17 protein-coding genes are annotated in these 16791 nt (G+C 52.2%); 3 read left to right on the top strand and 14 right to left on the bottom strand.

What is annotated here, in order from left to right:
- Positions 1-7: 7 nt before the first annotated feature.
- Positions 8-523: a hypothetical protein gene (locus HPY58_05850; protein ID NPV29178.1), complete on the bottom strand. Its 516-nt coding sequence runs from the start codon at positions 521-523 to the stop codon at positions 8-10.
- Positions 507-920 (bottom strand): nucleotidyltransferase domain-containing protein, encoded by a 414-nt coding sequence (locus HPY58_05855; GenBank protein ID NPV29179.1) that lies wholly within the window; start codon positions 918-920, stop codon positions 507-509. The genes HPY58_05850 and HPY58_05855 overlap by 17 nt, the downstream gene beginning before the upstream one ends.
- Before the next feature lie 166 nt (positions 921-1086).
- On the opposite strand from HPY58_05855, the gene HPY58_05860 reads away from it, so the two are divergent.
- Entirely contained in the window at positions 1087-1944 is an 858-nt protein-coding gene (locus tag HPY58_05860) for a chordopoxvirus fusion protein (GenBank protein NPV29180.1), read from the top strand.
- 814 nt (positions 1945-2758) lie between these two features.
- On the opposite strand, the gene HPY58_05865 is transcribed toward HPY58_05860, so the two are convergent.
- Positions 2759-3661: a site-specific DNA-methyltransferase gene (locus HPY58_05865; protein ID NPV29181.1), complete on the bottom strand. Its 903-nt coding sequence runs from the start codon at positions 3659-3661 to the stop codon at positions 2759-2761.
- A 162-nt stretch (positions 3662-3823) separates the two neighbouring features.
- On the opposite strand from HPY58_05865, the gene HPY58_05870 reads away from it, so the two are divergent.
- Positions 3824-4462 carry a hypothetical protein gene (locus tag HPY58_05870; GenBank protein NPV29182.1) on the top strand — a complete coding sequence of 213 codons (639 nt, stop codon included), beginning with the start codon at positions 3824-3826 and terminating at the stop codon, positions 4460-4462.
- Here HPY58_05870 and HPY58_05875 read toward each other — a convergent pair.
- Entirely contained in the window at positions 4395-5096 is a 702-nt protein-coding gene (locus HPY58_05875) for a hypothetical protein (GenBank protein NPV29183.1), read from the bottom strand. The two genes, HPY58_05870 and HPY58_05875, sit on opposite strands and share 68 nt — an antisense overlap.
- Positions 5097-5330: 234 nt before the next feature.
- Here HPY58_05875 and HPY58_05880 point away from each other — a divergent pair, with 234 nt between their 5' ends.
- The gene (locus HPY58_05880; protein NPV29184.1) at positions 5331-5444 is read left to right on the top strand and encodes a hypothetical protein; all 114 of its coding nucleotides are present in this window, start codon (positions 5331-5333) and stop codon (positions 5442-5444) included.
- Between the two features lie 413 nt (positions 5445-5857).
- Here the strand turns inward: HPY58_05880 and HPY58_05885 are convergent, their stop codons facing one another.
- From HPY58_05885 to HPY58_05930, 10 genes are all read right to left on the bottom strand, one after another.
- Positions 5858-6715 carry a hypothetical protein gene (locus HPY58_05885; protein ID NPV29185.1) on the bottom strand — a complete coding sequence of 286 codons (858 nt, stop codon included), beginning with the start codon at positions 6713-6715 and terminating at the stop codon, positions 5858-5860.
- A 40-nt stretch (positions 6716-6755) separates the two neighbouring features.
- A complete protein-coding gene (locus HPY58_05890) occupies positions 6756-7475 on the bottom strand; it encodes a class I SAM-dependent methyltransferase (GenBank protein NPV29186.1) in 720 nt (239 codons plus the stop codon).
- Between the two features lie 185 nt (positions 7476-7660).
- Positions 7661-9637 carry a glycosyltransferase gene (locus HPY58_05895; protein NPV29187.1) on the bottom strand — a complete coding sequence of 659 codons (1977 nt, stop codon included), beginning with the start codon at positions 9635-9637 and terminating at the stop codon, positions 7661-7663.
- 23 nt (positions 9638-9660) lie between these two features.
- Complete coding sequence (locus HPY58_05900; protein ID NPV29188.1) at positions 9661-12216, bottom strand: tetratricopeptide repeat protein; 2556 nt, start codon at positions 12214-12216, stop codon at positions 9661-9663.
- On the bottom strand, positions 12200-12592 hold the full coding sequence (gene fliS / locus HPY58_05905; protein NPV29189.1) for a flagellar export chaperone FliS: 393 nt from the start codon (positions 12590-12592) through the stop codon (positions 12200-12202). The genes HPY58_05900 and fliS overlap by 17 nt, the downstream gene beginning before the upstream one ends.
- 24 nt (positions 12593-12616) lie before the next feature.
- Complete coding sequence (gene fliD / locus HPY58_05910) at positions 12617-14185, bottom strand: flagellar filament capping protein FliD (GenBank protein NPV29190.1); 1569 nt, start codon at positions 14183-14185, stop codon at positions 12617-12619.
- A gap of 16 nt (positions 14186-14201) precedes the next feature.
- Entirely contained in the window at positions 14202-14570 is a 369-nt protein-coding gene (locus HPY58_05915) for a flagellar protein FlaG (protein ID NPV29191.1), read from the bottom strand.
- Between the two features lie 99 nt (positions 14571-14669).
- Positions 14670-15605, bottom strand: a complete 936-nt coding sequence (locus HPY58_05920; protein NPV29192.1) for a flagellin — start codon at positions 15603-15605, stop codon at positions 14670-14672.
- A gap of 390 nt (positions 15606-15995) precedes the next feature.
- Positions 15996-16409 carry a putative toxin-antitoxin system toxin component, PIN family gene (locus HPY58_05925; protein ID NPV29193.1) on the bottom strand — a complete coding sequence of 138 codons (414 nt, stop codon included), beginning with the start codon at positions 16407-16409 and terminating at the stop codon, positions 15996-15998.
- Positions 16406-16693, bottom strand: coding sequence for a type II toxin-antitoxin system Phd/YefM family antitoxin (locus tag HPY58_05930; GenBank protein ID NPV29194.1), 288 nt, complete (start codon positions 16691-16693; stop codon positions 16406-16408). The genes HPY58_05925 and HPY58_05930 overlap by 4 nt, the downstream gene beginning before the upstream one ends.
- Positions 16694-16791 lie beyond the last annotated feature (98 nt).

Genomic DNA, 16791 nt, shown 5'->3' on the forward strand with positions numbered 1-16791 from the left:
CGATTTTTTACCCTTCATCCAGGCGATCGGCAGTCTTCTCCAGGAAGGCCAGAAATCTCTCCATCCGGGAAATGAGACTCTCTAAAACTTCCGGGAGGTCATAAACCAGATGCTTCATCCTGTCCCAGTCAGGGACAAGGGGACTGTACATGTGCCGGGCACGGTGGCGGAAACGGCGGTATTCGTCAAGCTTCCGGGCGAGGCTCTCATCGATTACCGGCGGCCGGACTTTGGGTATGTCGAGTGTCATCCGGCGCAGCAGATCCCGGTGCCATGTTTCCGAAGCAAGGGTGGCGTGGTTGATCGTGGTCAGGACGTCTAAAAAAATATCTTCCACACCGGTGTAGAAACCCTCGAGGCAGTGTGCCAGCCCCATCAGCTCCAGGGAAGTAAGCCCTTTTTTCTTTCCCGCGCCTTTTATCCCTGCCTCCGCTTCCCTGCCAATGCCCCGGAGGGCGCTTAACTTATCCCGGATTTCGGCAATAAAGCTTCGGAGGGATACGGCATCAAGTTCCCGACTCACAAAGAAGGACCCCCTCAGTCTCAATTTTCCTGCGCAGAAAGGGAGCAGCTTCCCCGAGATCAACCAGATCAAAAGAAAAGCTGAGACGCTCCCCAAGGCCCCGTTCGGCCAGACTCCAGTTCTTTTCCGGCATCCCCTCCACTGCCAGATCGATGTCGGAGTCAAGGCGAAAAAAAGGCCTCTTCCAGGCCAGAGAGCCGAAAAGGTAGACCCGCCTGGCACCGCAGCTCTCGACTAGAAAGCGTGCCGCTGCCATAGCCTCCCTCAGGGCGCGTTCAGCCTCTCTTGATCTCTTTTTCCTTGCAGCCTGGAGCCGCTGCTTCCAGGCTGCAATGTAAACATCCCATTCATGCCATTCATGGCCCGGTTCTTTTTCGTCTCTAACCGTTCCGGACACTCCATCCACGCTCCCGCCGGTAATATCGCCTTGTGATCAGATTGAATCTTGCTTCCGCGTATAATTCTATCACTTTTGCCTTCCTTCTTAAATCTGTTGCGCCCGGCCAAAACTGGTGGTATTCTATTAGCGAAAACCACTGTCAATTCGAGGGGCAAGCCTGATCATGCGTTACGAAAATGTGCACAGCAAGCTGCAAACCGTCTTCCCGCCGGAGCAGGCGGCGGTCCTGGCGGAGGTAATCCACGAGGCCTACACCGACCTCGTCAAGACGAGCGACTTCAACGAGCTGAAGGAGATCGTCCGCGAGCTTAGCGTGAAAATGGGGGAGCTTGCGGAGGCGCAGAAGGAGACCCAAAAGGAGGTCGGCAGGCTCGACCGCGCCCTGCAGGAGCTCGCGGAGGCACAGAAGCAGAGCGAAACGAGACTCACCCGGCTGGAGGCAGTAGTCGGGGAGCTGGCGGAGGCGCAGAAGCGCACCGAGCAGCGCGTTGAGGAGCTTGCGGAGGCGCAGAGAGGGAGCGAGGCAAGACTTACCCGGCTGGAGGCAGTAGTCGGGGAGCTGGCGGAGGCGCAGAAGCGCACCGAGGAAGAGCTGCGGAAGCTCATCGGCGAGCACGCCGAAACCAGGCGCCAGTTAGGCGGCCTCGCTACGACGGTGGGCTACCGCCTGGAGGACGAGGCCTTCAAGGCCCTGCCGGCGCTTTTAGAGCGGGACCACGGCCTCGTGGTGAAGGGCCGGCTCACGCGGAAATTCGTCCGGGACAACCGGGGCGAGGACATCGAGGTGAACATCGTCGGCCAGGCGGAAAGAAACGGGAGAACCTGCACCATCGTCGGCGAAAGCAAGAGCCAGCTCTCGAAAAAAGATGTGGATGCCTTCATCAGGAAAAAGCTCAGGCGGCTGGAGGGTGTTTTCGACGATGTCTTCCCCGTGCTCGTCACCTACATGATCAGCCAGCCGGACGTGGAGGAATATGCCCGGCAGAAGGGCATCGCCGTGTACTACTCGTTCGACTTCTAGGTACCACTTTCCCCTGGGTGCCGCGCTCAGACAAAAGCCAAGAGCCAGATGTCGGGCCGGTTTTCATTAACGATGAGCCCGACTCTGGCTCTCCGTGTTTTCCAGTGTCCCTGAACTTACTCCCGGCGATAAAGCCTCCATGTAAAACAATGTGCACGTGCACGGCTTTAATTTTGGAGCGGCACTCCGGGAACTGCCAGTTATTTCAGGGGTTAAGTTCCCCCATTTGCCGGAACTGGTTTTCCTTTTGCCAGCTTAACATCCGTCCTTAAGTAGACTGCTCTGTCCTGAAACACTTTTTTGGGGTTTTTGACTCCAAACGTATGGGTCCGGCCGCCCCCTGAAGGCCCGGCTGAACTATGCTCGTACTTCCAGTCCGTCTGTCGGAGAAAAGCCACGTCTACCCGCCATATAACCACAGGTGTTTTTTCGAACGTAAGAGTGGGATCTACGAGATAACGCCACACAATATACCAGCCCGGGTGGTCGTAGTGCGATTGAAGCGCCCAGGGTCTTATGCTCGCCTTTGATTCGAGGCAGTGCTCCGGCGGCGGAGGGTGATGGCTCCCCCTTCGACGGAGATCCGGAAAGCGCTGTTGGGATTCGTAGCGATGCGGGTTCCTCTCATATGGACTCAGATGATCTAAGGCCCTAATTCCGCAGATGCCGACAATGGCTGAAAAAACATTCCGTTGATCTAAAGTAAATATCCACCATCTTGCTGGCCTCACGCTCTATATACCGAACAGCTCGCGCGACCATTTCGGGAGTGAGACCTTCAGGAAGACTCACATTGTAGTCGAGCTTGAACCGCTTAATCCGCCTTTCCGGCATAATCGTCTCCCCCGTTCCCGCTGCTACCGGCTGCCACCTCAGCAAGGCGAGGTATGGCGTTTTCAGCCATCTCAAAGTAAAAATCGTCTATCTCTATGCCAACGCTGTACAGCCCGCAAGCCGAAGCCGCGGCAATCGTGGACCCCGAACCCATAAAAGGATCGAGGATAATCCCTTCTCCAAGAGGCAAAGACGCCCGAACTATCTGGCGCAGAAAGTGCTGCGGCTTCAGAGATGGGTGGGGAGCTATTTGTTTTTCTCCACCCCTGGCGGGAGCAGAAGGGATGAGATCCTTAAAAGGCTCGCTCGGACTAATTCGCTTCAAGCCGCCAGTTTTCCACTTCCGGAGGTTATCCTGCACGCGTCCCTCAAGGGGTTTTCTAAACAACCCCCAGGGCTCCCAGCAGGAACGCGGCATCACTGTAACCTCAGGAAAATCCTTCTCGGCATTTTTCGGCCGATCTCCCCCCCGCAAGGTCATGACCTGCCGCACGATTTCTCCCCGCTTTTCAAAGCCCGCGGCGATAAACGGCTCGTACACCCAGAGGGAAACAAGGGGATTGGTGGCAATAAAAACGTGGGCACCGGGAACCAAAACGCGCATCAGTTCCTTTGCCAGGCGGGCAAAGAAAAGGCGAAGCTGTTCCTTGTCCCTGCGGGAAAGCACGGTAAACCTCGGCAACGGGCTGCGCCGGCACCCGTCAAACGCGGGAGGGATACGCCACACACCCCCCTTGCCTCCGCGCAGCTTCGCCAACTCCTTAGGAGTATACTCTACCAATCCATACGGGGGATCTGTTACTACAGCATGGATCGAACACTCCGGAAATCGCCTCAGGAGTTCAAAAGCATCTGCCCTGTAAATGCAGTACTGGGAAGTCATAACCTTCCTGGAATATGCCTTCCTCGGAATAACCTCATCAATGCTTTGCAAATAGTCCTTGTGTTTTTCTCCCTCCGTTATTAAACGGAGCAGCAAAAATCACACCTCCTACTGAACGACCGCTTTTGATAAATTTTCTACATCGGAAAATCAGCTTCCTGCTTGGTTCTCAACTTTTTCGGTCCTGGCCCGCTGCTTAAGGGGCAGACGAGACTTACCCGGCTGGAGGCAGTTGTCGGGGAGCTGGCGGAGGCGCAGAAGCGCACCGAGGAAGAGCTGCGGAAGCTCATCGGCGAGCACGCCGAAACCAGGCGCCAGTTAGGCGGCCTCGCTACGACGGTGGGCTACCGCCTGGAGGACGAGGCCTTCAAGGCCCTGCCGGCGCTTTTAGAGCGGGACCACGGCCTCGTGGTGAAGGGCCGGCTCACGCGGAAATTCGTCCGGGACAACCGGGGCGAGGACATCGAGGTGAACATCGTCGGCCAGGCGGAAAGAAACGGGAGAACCTGCACCATCGTCGGCGAAAGCAAGAGCCAGCTCTCGAAAAAAGATGTGGATGCCTTCATCAGGAAAAAGCTCAGGCGGCTGGAGGGTGTTTTCGACGATGTCTTCCCCGTGCTCGTCACCTACATGATCAGCCAGCCGGACGTGGAGGAATACGCCCCACAAGGGAATTCTCCCGAGTCGCTGCCGCAGCGGGTCGGCTTGCTCCCCGGCTTTGCAAGAAAGCGGCTCAGGCCGGGCGACCTTTTCCGTCTTCCTTCTCTTCGAGAGTCCGCGGCACAGGCAGGATGGAGATGAACCGGGCAAGGCTAACCAGGGTCATAAAAAGGCCGACCAGCGACTGGGCCCACAGAACGTACAGCCCGGCCAGGGTCCGCGCGCTGATCCCCGCGGAGCCGATATTGGTCATCACCGCGAAGCTGGAGTATATCACGCCAACCAGGGACCCGTGAAACTTTTCAAAGCTGAACTGGCCGGCCAGCACCAGATAGGACGCTGCAAACCAGAAAATGATCTCGAAGTAGTTGTGCAGAAGCAAGAGGACGATGCGCCGGTAGCTCCGCAAGTAGTAGTCTTGTCCGCGCAAAGAAGCTCTATGCTCGTCGAACAGAAGGACGTTGACCTGGTAGACAATGATCTCAAACACCCGCAGGTAGGAGTAAAACAAAATGAAATACCAGAAAGCATTAGTATTCGAAAACCTAACGTAAACTACGGCCAGGAGAGAAGCCAACAGGTGCCCCAGGACCCAGGCGTCCACAAAAAGGTATGTAGGCCGCCTCCGGACAAGCAGGCAAAGCAGCTGAAAAAGCGACACCCACCGCAAAATGTCAAAGACCTTCGCCCAAAACTCCACTATAAACGTGCGTTCTTTTTTGTTTTCGCTGGGCACCATCTGGGTGAATTCACGAGCCCCCTTTTTGCCGGACAACTGTTCGGAGGAAGAAAGCATTCCTCGCTGGAGGAAGGTACGTTTCTCTCTGTCTGTCTCTGTCTATCTGTCTCTGTCTCTAGATTGTCAAGTAAGACTGATCCCTTATTAAACATTTGTGGATTAACATTTGGTAAAATGCATGAGAATATAAACTATCTTCCAGAGTTGTTGCTAGCTAAACTGTAGTAGAACTCGGATGGGCTTGGATCAAAAAGCAAAAACAGACCTACGATTATTTCGCCAAATGTTTTCACCCCCACCAGAGCCTCCTGGCTGAATCAAATAGAACTCTGGTTCAGCATTTTAATGCGCAAAGTGATCAAACGCAGTATCTTTGCTTCCTAAAGAAGAACTGGTTTAAAAAATAATGTAAATGCAGTATATTGAAAAGTATAGTTTAGAAGCAAAACCCTTTAAATGGGCATATGCGGGTGATCCCTTAAAGTAAAAATCTTGAGCAATTTTGGAGTACGCCGCGTCTACCGGGGCGAAAATGGGATTTTCCGCAGGGAGTTGTCTTTGTCTTTTTTGCCGTTACCGGGAAGAAACTTCGATCTTTTTGTTTGCGTCTCCCTGCTTTTTTCTTGACATCAGGAAAAAAGGGTTATGTATGGTATTATAACAATGTTGTCTTATGAGACGGTCTACTAGGCTGTACATTAATTCTGTAAATACCATCTGTGCCTTCACTATCATCCTGCAAATCTCGGGAAACCTTGGCCCGGCCTGAGTCTACCTTCCGCTCTTCAACAATTTAACTAAAAAGAATTCATCATGTGTTCTACCAAATGAGGGAATTCTGTATTATCTTGGTGAATTTCACAAAGCTCGATTAAGCCCTTGAGGCCAAATTGAAAAATTAAACCCCTCAAGTTTTGCTCAAAGTCTTTCTCTTTTCCAGGAAGTGACATACGCTGGAATAGTGTAGCATGGAAAACTCTAACACTCAATAAGCATTTTGGTCGCCAATTAAACCGCGTCCCCATAAAATATCTATAATTCAGTAATAAAACATCATCTTCATACCCTTGCTTCCCTTTTAAAAACCTGAGATCATAACCCCCTATTTTTTTTAATATTTTCGATTTATGTAAAACTGGATGAACAAAGCCCTCTACAATGTCATTGGCTGTGTACGAGCAAAGAAGTTCATCCATTTGATCATGGTTGCCTAACGGTATTTGTCTTATCACAGGGGTACCTTTTCCTTCCGGGTGGAGTTCTCCGCTCAATGTTAAAATCCCTGGGCAAATTATTGGTTCTTCTGTATTCTCTAAAAAGTCTACCAGTTTGCAAATCCATTTTTTCGGAAAAATCATGTCTACATGAATCTCGGAAATATAATCAATACTGGGATAATATTCCCATATAAATTCGAAACAGGCCATCCTTGCCGGAGCTATGCCCACATTTTTGCCATCACCCAAAATTTGAACCTGCAAATCATAGTTTCTGAGAAATAACTGTAATTCCTGGTTACTTAAACCTCCCTGATTATATAAAACAACCAGTGCTCCTGGATCACTTTTTGATAAACTGTGGAAACACAAACTCGCCATAGTCAGATCCTGATGGCTTCTAATTAAAAAGGGCAAAGTATGGGCAACATTTTTCAAAGAAACTTCACTCCTTATCGATATCAACATATCAACACAATTAACATAACATCACAGATACCAAAAGATATCCGGGGAAAAGCTCCATTTCTTCTTTAGATAGGCTTTTTAAAAAGGTTTCCATTGCTGACCTTACATAGCCGGAATTAGGAACAAAACAGAGGAAATCTAAGCTTTCAACAAGAGCAATCGAATATTCTTTCTCCAACCGAATACCCGCTTTTTCGCAAATTGCGCTTAAAGTAGTGACCGGATTTTCTATTCCATACGGCCACGAGCCAGTTATTTCAGCCACATATTTACCTACTCGATATGGAAGACAACGTGCGTTTGGGTTAAAACTTATTATTTTTCCCCCTTGCTTTGTTACTCGTTTCATTTCTTTCAAAACTTCTATTTGCTGAGAGGTAGAGAAATGTTCCAAAACACCCGAATTCCATGAAATATCAACACTTTGATCGGCTAAAGGTAGCTCTGTTATATCCGCCAAAATAAACTCAGCTGAACAATCTTTTGCCTTAAAGGCTTTTTGCGCGAGTAAGATAGCTTTTTCAGAATAATCAACAAGAATTACATTTGCACCATTACAGGCTAACCGCAACGAAATTCGCCCAGATCCCGAACCAGCCTCCAGGATCTTAAGCCCCGCCGGAGAACCACATTCACGCAACAAAGTTAAATAAATTTGTTCCGACAATGGGTCCCATTCTTGGTGACCTGGTTTGGACCAGATAGCATCCCAAATAGCTCTCTGATTCATGCTTACGTCCCCACACTCCTAATCTTGCAAAGCAACTTATTGCACCCAGCTTCATAGGGCCTGAGCAATAAAGCAAGCGATTTGCCCTTAAGAATTTTGGTTTATACTATAACCGAAACTTTTATTTTTGAATTAAGGCGTTCAATGGCTTATAAGGCCGTTCTGTTCTCTCTCCTCCTTTCTGTTTATTCCTGCCAACGGACAAGCCGGGGAAAGGGATCAAGAATTGATTCATATTGTTCTTTAATTCCGTAAATACCATCTGGATCCAGCCGTTTATATCGTAGGTATTTTACCAAACGGTCACGAGGGTTCATCCATCCTAAGTGCTTAAGCCGCAACTGGCTTTGAATCCCCGGCAGCAAAGCAATATTCGACGGAAAACGACCACAGTAAAGAGAGTTCTGGCTCCAAGTGTAATTGAAATTGGGCTGGTAGCGGACTAACAGGATATAGTATCTGAGATGAGCAGACCAGAGCGGTTCTTCCCGGTAATGACGTTCGTCCCAAAAATCGTAAATTCGGAAAGAAAAGTAGTCGAATTCTTCCTGGTTAACCATCTGCCTTAGTGTATTTACAGCTTTGTCTTCAAATAATTCATCCGCATCAAGACATAAAATCCAGTCGGGCCTGCTTTTAATGGTTTCCTCCCACAACACCTGTCTGAGACGGGATTCGTTATTTTCAAACAACGGTTCTTTGTTGCAGATCAACCTGAGGGGAATGTCATCCTTAATAGTTTCCCTAATCAGATCAGGTGTATCATCGGTGCTACAATCATCTATGATTACGGCCTCGTCTACAATGTGCTTAGCCTGATTGAGTACGATGCGAAGGTATCGATCTGCTTCGTTTCGGACAACCATTGCCAGCGTGATCCGGTTTCCTCTTGGTTTAGCTACCCGCTGGCTCCACCAGAGCAACTTTTTAGGCTTGCTGGCATTTTCCTCGGGACTGAAATCAATGGACTCGATCAACCACTGCTGCTCATACTTCCGGAAGTAAACCCTAGCCTCAAATTCATTCATAAAGTTCCGATTATGGTGCAAACCGAAATTTCTAACCTTTGCTTTAACAAGGGCAGAATCGCTCGTAATGTTACTCGGTACCATATTAGAGACTTCGGTGTAAGTCACGATAAAACCCCGTTCTATTTCGCTTTTGCACTTAACCCTTTCTCGATATATCACATTTCGGGTTTCCGGAGTGAACAATTCTAAACCGGCCTTTAAGTCGTGCTTGTAATAATCAGTTGTCCCATAGTACACAAGTGCTTGACTCGCTTTATCGAGTAAGTGATGACCAATGTCATCTAAGTCAACTCCGCAATGGATTCCATTTTCTGCAAGATATACCTTCGCTTTTGGAATATCCGAAACTCGATAAATATGAAAGGCGGGGAAATGTGTATCAACGAAAAGTTCAAAACCACTTGCAACTGCCCGCACGCAAAAATGCCGGTCTTCTCCCCAGTAAGAGAGATTATAAAGTGGAGAAAAATTAACGCCTCTTTCAAGCACCGGGCGAGCAATCAACGTGCATGCCCCTAGCCCCCCGACTCGATACACTCCCGGTTTCCTGAGCTTTTCCAACCACTCCTGCTGGCGAAGCCGGGCATGATCAGGGGAAAGCCTCTCGCCCGGAACAAGTTCATACAAAGTATAATGATCGCACCCCCAAACCTGTGGAAGTTCAGGCATGTCCGGCTGCCACCTGGTCCAAAAAATTTCTGAAATAATATCTTTTCCCGAGTTCGCCAATTGAACCAGAGTATGCGGATGGAGAACAAGGTCAGAATCGACAAGGAACAAATAATCAAATTCATTGGCCAGCGCGTATTCAATAATCCTGTTTTTGTGAGCAGCAACCCGCCAAACAAGTTCGCTCGTCCAGCGGTGAGTTACTTCATCCCTTATAAAATTCTCATTTATAAAATTCTCATTCGGCTCGACCCTGAAAACACAGACCGGATCTCTGTTTTCTACCCTGAACTGCTCCAAGAGACGTGATGAACGTTCATCATCGTTATCATCTACCAAACAGTAGGCAATTGAGTAACCTTCCTTCTTCAACGCCTGAAGTGAAAGTAAAAACAACTCCAGGATTTCCGGTTTTTGCCTTACTGGAGATCCGATCAAAATTGTTTTGTTACATGATTGCACTTTTCCGCCTCCTAACCACGTGCTCAATGACTCATGAGGTCTCTCTGTATACGAATCAAGCTTAACAGTTTTTGAGATTCGGGATAGGAGGGGTCGATTTCCTGAAGGCGCAGGAGGGCGTTTTCAGCATCTTCAAGGCGGTTCAGCTTAATCATGGTTAAGGCAATGCGGAAAAGCAGTTCTGAATCCTCGGAATTTAGCCTGAAGGCCTCCCAGTAACTGTTGACAGCCTCGAGGTACATACCGAGGGCATAAAAGGCATTGCCCTTCACGAGCCACGCTTCTTGCTTTAAGGTAGCATCCTGAAAATCACCCTCTTCCTCCAGCAAATGGATTGCCTGCTCAGGAGAACCGGTTGCAATCAAGCATCTCGCCGAAAATATGCGCGCCTCCGCTTTGAAACCGCTGTCTTCTCCCAAATTTATCAGGGGATGTACAAGAAAAAGTGCAGCCTCGACATCACCCTGCAAAACATGAACCCGGGCAAGGTTCAATCTGGCTCCTCCGTTTTCCGGGTCCAGGGAAAGAGCTTTCTCAAAATACACTTTCGCCTGATCAGGAAGACCCTGGGCAAGGAGAAAAGACCCGTAGCAATTGGCGACCTCCGCATCCTCAGGAGCAAGTTCGACTGCCCTGTCAAGAACCTGCTGCGCCTTTTCCCACTGGCCGGTGTTCCAGAGGCACCGGGAATAAATCAGGAGGGCAAAAACGTGATCCGGATCAAATTCCAGGTATTTTTCTGAAGCCCAGATACCATCATGCCACCGCCTGGCAGATTGCAGCGCCTGGGCAAGGCGCAAATACAAACCAGAAAAGGCCCCGGATTCCCCAACGCTTGTTTCGGCAAAGCTTTTGGCTGCCTCAAAATCCTCGAGGGAAATCAGGCACTCAAGATACTCGGCCCGCGCCTCTAAAACACTTTTACTCGCTTCTACCGCGCGCTCTGCCCATTTAAGCGCTTCCCGGTTCCTGCCCTGCAGGCGCTTGGTGCGGGCAAGTCCGAGGAGGGCAAAGATGTTGGCCACATCTTTTTCGAGGACCTGCCTGTACTCGCGTTCGGCTTCCGCGTACCTCTTCTCCTTCTCCAGCAGGGACGCCGCGGCGAGACGGGCGCGCCAGAGCTTGATGGTAGAGTCGGTCTGGTTGAAGATCTGGTAGAGGCTCGCCGGGGGATCGGGCAGCGCAGCAGCTTGCCGGTAGGCGGCGATTGCCTCTTCCGTGCGGCCTAGAGCCTCCAAAACCTGAGCTTTAGTGAAGTAGCACTCCGGCAGGGGAGTTCCGCATGCTTTTTCGGCGTACTCCAGAGCCAGTTCCTTCTTCCCGCAGGCCAGGGCCGCCCGCGCCGCGTGCCAGTAGGCGGAGGGTCTTAATTTTAGCGTCTCCGGTGTTTCTAATTGGAAGTATTTCTCGAGAGCATAAAGACCTTCTTTTGCCTTGCCTTCGGACACCAGGAGAGTTCCCAGGTTATACCATTCAAACGGATAATGATTTTCTAATGTGGCTTTTTCCAATAACTCGAAATTGCGATTAAATTTTTTCTTTTTTGATAAGATCTCTGGAAGATATCCAAAGTGCAATACATATGGGCCACCTACAAGTTCACGAAAAAGCGAGGTAGAAAGTTGTTCATGAATTTTCCCCACATACTGGGTATCATCTGTTCTCCAGTAAAGTCTTACATTTGCAATATCACTAAAAACAGGAACTAAATCGGAGTGATAGTTAAAAGTGCGCAGGTAGTACACTTTAGGTTCATTTTTCTCCGCCAAGCGTCGCAGGAGGATACCCGCCTCCGGAGTAAGATATTCGTCGGCGTCGAGGGTGAGGACCCAGCCCTCCCGGATCTCCTCGAGGTAGGTGTTCCTTGCGGCGGCGAAGTCATCCCGCCACTCGTGGCGGAGGAGGCGCGCCCCGTAGCACTCCGCTGTCTCTGCCGTGCGGTCCTGGGAGCCCGTGTCGACCACCACGATCGCGTCAACGAAGGGGAGCGCCTGCTCGAGGCAGCCGGCCAGAAACTCCTCTTCATCCCTGGCAATCATGGCGAGAGTAACTTTCCGGTCTCCTTTGGGTACAAGGAGTTCCTCCCGGGGCTCCGGCCAGGGCTTCCCGAGGCACACCAGGTTGCGTCCGGCTTCGGCGAGGGCCTTCCCAAGCACTTGCGCGAAGAACCTGTTCCCGAGGTGAGTAGCCAGATCGCACGTTTCCCTGGCTATGGAAGCAGGGAGGCAGACCCCAAGCGCCCCGTAAAAGCGCGAGACGCCGTCCTCCCGGACGCGCTCCCAGTGGGACCAGAGGACTGGGGTACCTCCGTCCCAGCGGCAAGCCTCGCGCAGGAAGAGGCGTAGGAAACGCTGCGGCCCCCAGTAGAAGACCTTGTCGTCATCCCCCTTGGCCTTGAACGAGTTCAACAGGCGCGCCGCACTCGCCCACCAGACGGTGCGCCTTGAGGTGCCGGAGCCAGTGGGAAGCATCGGGAAGCAGACTTCGCTTCCCTCCAGACCCGCCTCCCGCAGTGCCTTTGCCACCTGTTTTTCAGCGCCGTCGAGAAGCAGGAAGTAGCCGTCAACCTTTGCTTTCAATGCTTTCCCCTGCCTTTCGGGAAACTACGGCCTCGCGCCAGGTGTCGCGCAGTTCTTTCAAAAACCTCAGAACCTCCTGAACAGCGCCCGGGTCCTTCCTCACGTTCGCCTCTACGAGGCGCCTCCGGAAGTAGTCGTAGAGGCGGTAGAGGTTGCTGGAAACCTCGTAGTTGAAGTCGAGCCCAGTGATGAGCTCGGTCAGGATGTCTTGGGTCCGCGTCAGCCTTTCGTGGGCCTTCGCCAGGTCCCCCCCATCGAGGGCCGCTCTGGCCTCCTCCAGGAACCGGATCGCCCCCTCGTAGAGCAGGAGCACGAGGCGCTCCGGGGAGGCCGTGAGGACCTGAACCTCGCGGTACTTCTCGTAGGGATTCGCCACTGCCATCTTCTCACCTCGATCCTTCTACTTCGCCGAACCGATCTGAGCGGCCATGCCCGCCAGCCAGTTGCTCTGGGCCTGCATCGTAGCGAGGGCCTGCTCAAGGGCGGTGAACTGGCGCCAGTAGCGGTCCTCGAGCCGAGCCAGCCTCTCCTCCATTGTCTCAATGCGCTCGTCCAGCTCGCGGATGCTCCGGGAGAGGAAGCTGTTGTCCACAAGAGTATAGGGCGAGCCCGCCTGGGCCGTGACCCTGCTTATGGCGTTGTTGACCTCGTTGTAGAGGCGCACACCGAGCCCCTGCTGCTCAAAGTTTGGCGCGCTTGTGGTAAAGAGTTTCATCACCGCTTCGGGGTTGGCGTTGATCGCCTCCCGGAGCCTGGCCTCGTCGATGTACAGCTTCCCGCCCTCCCAGTAGTAGCCTGTCCTGATGCCAATGTCGAAGAGGGAGTCGTACACCGTGAGCCCGGTGACCGGGGTCGTGAGCGCCCGGCGCAGGCGGTAGACGATGTCGCTCAGGAGCGGGTCGTTCTTGAGGAGGCCGCTTCGCGCCTTTTGCTCCCACTGCTCGATCTGCTTGTCTGTGAGCTGCTCCTTTTGCGCATCCGTCAGGGGAAGGTAGTCGGGGTAGCGCTCCTCGGTCAGCTCCTTATTGATCGTGTCGAGCAGAGAGTTGAACTGGTCCACGAAGCTCTTCACGGTTTCGAAGATCTTGTCCGTATCATTAGCGACCGTGACCAGCACCGGGGATACCGTCGTTTTCTTTAAGGTAAAAGTAATGTTGTTCAGGGTGAAGGTGTTTTCGTGCTGCTTTATTCCTGTAAGGCCATTGATTGTTAACTCGGCATCGGTTCCCGATAAGATCTCGGTGTTATCTATAGGGGAACGCGAAAAGTAAGCGGAAAACTTCAAGTAGTCCAGCAGGAACCAGTTTGTATCCTGCAGAGTAAACTTGTTCTCGTTATAGTTTCCCGTCTTAGTCGTTGAGATTACTACTTTCCCGGTGCTTTTCTCAAAAAACGCTGTAAGTCTGCCCGACGTTTGGGTGCCAATCTTTGCCAGAAGCTGGTTTAGGGTTTCGTTGGGATCAACGTTAATGGTGATGGTGGCATCCGGTGTACCGTCAGCTTTATAGGTAATAATGTCGAAGGATGTGGCTGCGGATAACCCAAAGGACTTGGTAGTATCGGACATTTTAGCATCGGGATCGAAGTTGGGATAACTCGCGTAAAGGCTCACCGTGCTAAAAAGGCTGCCAGTTTTGGCCAGGCTTGTAACCGTGACTTCATACGTCCCTGTTACCGCGCTGCCACCCGGTACAGCCGTGACTGCCGTTTCGTCGCTCGACGTGGCCTTCTTTGCCTGGAAGGTGCCCTGCAACCGCAGGGGGGAAGCGGTGTTCGTGCGGAAGTCCATGAGCGCCCTGTTGATGGCGCGGTAGTCCTCCTGGCGCCACTGCAAGATCTGCTTCTGCTGCAAGAGCTTATCGAGGGGAATGCGCGCCGCCTTCATCAGGTCTTCGACGATTTTCTGGGTCTCGAGGCCGGATACGAGACCGGCCACCCTGTTGATCGGGCTGAAGCTCGTGCTTACCATTTCCAAACCGCCCTTTCTAAACCTTCTCGTCCACGAGGAGGCCCACGAGCCTCCAGATCTCGGCCACGAGGTTCAGGATCTTCTCCGGAGGAACCTCGTTAACCACCTCGTCGGTCTCCTCGTCAATCACCTGAACCATCACCCTCTTCGTATCCTCGTGAATCTTAAAGTGGAGCTTGTAGTCAAACACCCGCGCCGCCCGCGTGAGCTTCTCGGCCGCCTCCTGGAGCTTCTCCCGGTAGCCGCCTTCACCCGGGGTCTTTTTCTCGCTATCAACAGGCTCAACGTGGTCCCAGCGCACCTGCTGGCTCCCGGCTGCTGAACCCAGCCTGCCTGGCTGGTGGGGTACAACCCGAAAACGCTCTTCCGCCGGCCCTACCTTCAAGAAGCCTCACCCCCGGTCAAACTGTAGACTAAAAGGAGTTTTAAGAAGAAAGCGGGCTGGCGTGGGCTCTCTTTTTCCGCCAGCCCGCACCTTTGCAGTTTAGCCGAGGAGCCGCAATACCGCCTGCGGCACCATGTTCGCCTGAGCGAGCATCACCGTGCCGGCCTGCATCAGGATCTGCTGTCTTGTAAAGTTCATCATCTCCTGGGCCATGTCTACATCGCGGACGCGGGACTCGGCTGCTGTTAGGTTTTCCGCAGCAACTCCAAGGTTGGCGATGGTGTGCTCCAGACGGTTCTGGTAGGCGCCAAGCTTGGCACGCTCTGTGGAGACAGTATTTATAGCGTTCTGGAAGGTCGTAATTGCTGCTTCAGCACTTGCCTGACCAGTAACATCAACAGCGTATCCAGTTGCATACGCTACTACTGTACCTGTCCAGTAAGCAAGGTTTTGAATGTAATTGGCGGCAGTGGTACCACTACCACTACTAGTCGCAATACCTAGCCCGCCAGTACCAAAAGTACCACTCGTAGAAATGCTTACAGCGCGCATGTCATTGATGGCAACAGTAAGAGTCTGCGACTGGTTAGCACCGATATGGAAACTTTTGCCAGTGAAGTCGCCGTCTAAAAGTCGTTGCGTGTTGAATTCAGTTGTAACACTAATCCTCTGTACCTCTTCGGTTAACTGGTTGATCTCTCTTTGGATCTGGTTCCTGTCTTCTGGTGTTAAAGTATCATTGGATGCTTGTACTGCCAACTCACGCATGCGCTGGAGAATAGCTTCGGTCTCGTTCAGGGCGCCCTCTGCGGTCTGGATCAGGGAAATGCCGTCCTGGGCGTTGCGAATGGCCTGGTTCAGGCCCCGGATCTGGCCGCGCATCTTCTCGGAGATGGCAAGCCCCGCGGCGTCGTCCGCGGCCCGGTTGATGCGGAGGCCCGAGGAGAGCTTCTCAAGCGACTTGGACATGGCGCTGTTGGTTACACTCAGGCCGCGCCAGGCGTTGAGGGCGCTGATGTTGTGGTTGATGATCATGGTGTCTCACTCCTCCCTGAAGTTTTTTTGCGCTTCCCTGCGCTTGAAGTTGTTGACCTTTTTTTGCTTCTTGAACGCTAATGCTCCTCTCCCTGAAAATGCCTTTCTCTTTCCTCTGGGAAATCCCCCCTTTTTCTCTTTTTTCGCCCTGGCCGGGTGGAGTGCGGATGTGCAGGCATGGCCCCGGCCCAAGGCGGCTCAAAGGTGCCGGAACAGAAAAGGCCTGCCCGGCTACTTCTAGTATCGGACAGGCCTGCAGGAAAATTTAGGGCTAAAAATCGCGCCATTGTCCCCCCAGCACGCCGAATTTTCCTGAAATCGCCCTCTCTTGCCCCTTCTTTCCTCTTTTACCACCTCTTGCAGAAACCCCTTTGAAACGGCCCCGGCGCATCACCGGTTCTTCTCTCGCCAGAGCGCAAGGAATTCAGCAGGGCTGAGGACGGTGACACCACCACATGCCGATGCCGGAAAATGCTTTTTATTGCCGGTAATAAGAACTGCATCCCCAGCTGCCAGGGCAGCCTCGAGAAAAGGTTCGTCATCAGGATCGGGCAGTCTTTCGGGTAAAGGCCTGGCGGCAACCAGGAGCCCTTCGGACTCGAACTGGGCAAGAAGGGCGTCTCTTTCTCCTTTTTCGATCCCAAATTTGGGGCGGGCAAGCACCTCCCGGTATTCGTTCAATATCCGGGCATCATAAACAACCCTCAACAGTCCTGCAGCAACAAGCCGGACAATCGTGCCGGCATGACTGTGGGCTTTAAGCAGTCCTGAAACAAGAACGTTGGTGTCCAGCACTGCTTTCATTGGGGACGGCTCCGCCTGACTGCCTTGATTTCTTCTTCTATTTCCGCCTCGGTAATCCGATCCAGCCCTTTTTGCCGGGCGCGCCCCTGGATTTTATTGACCGCCAGCACCGCCCGGGCGCGGCGCAAAGCCTTCAAGTAATCTTCCAGATCCTTTTCTTCAACACCTGACAGGACTGCCACCGGCTTTCCGTTGGAGGTAATCACGATTTCGCCTGCCTCCCGCAACTGGCGCCAGATCTCACCTGACTTCAGCCTGAGTTCGCGCACGCTGACAAACCGCAGCACACCGATACCCCCTAATCTCCTATAAATGTTACACTAATTGTAGCACAATTATGATCCAAAAGCCAGGATCGCCGGAGCAAGAGGGTAAGCAAGGC

The organism is Bacillota bacterium (assembly GCA_013177945.1).
In the GTDB taxonomy this organism is placed as follows: Bacteria; Bacillota; DSM-12270; order Thermacetogeniales; family Thermacetogeniaceae; genus Ch130.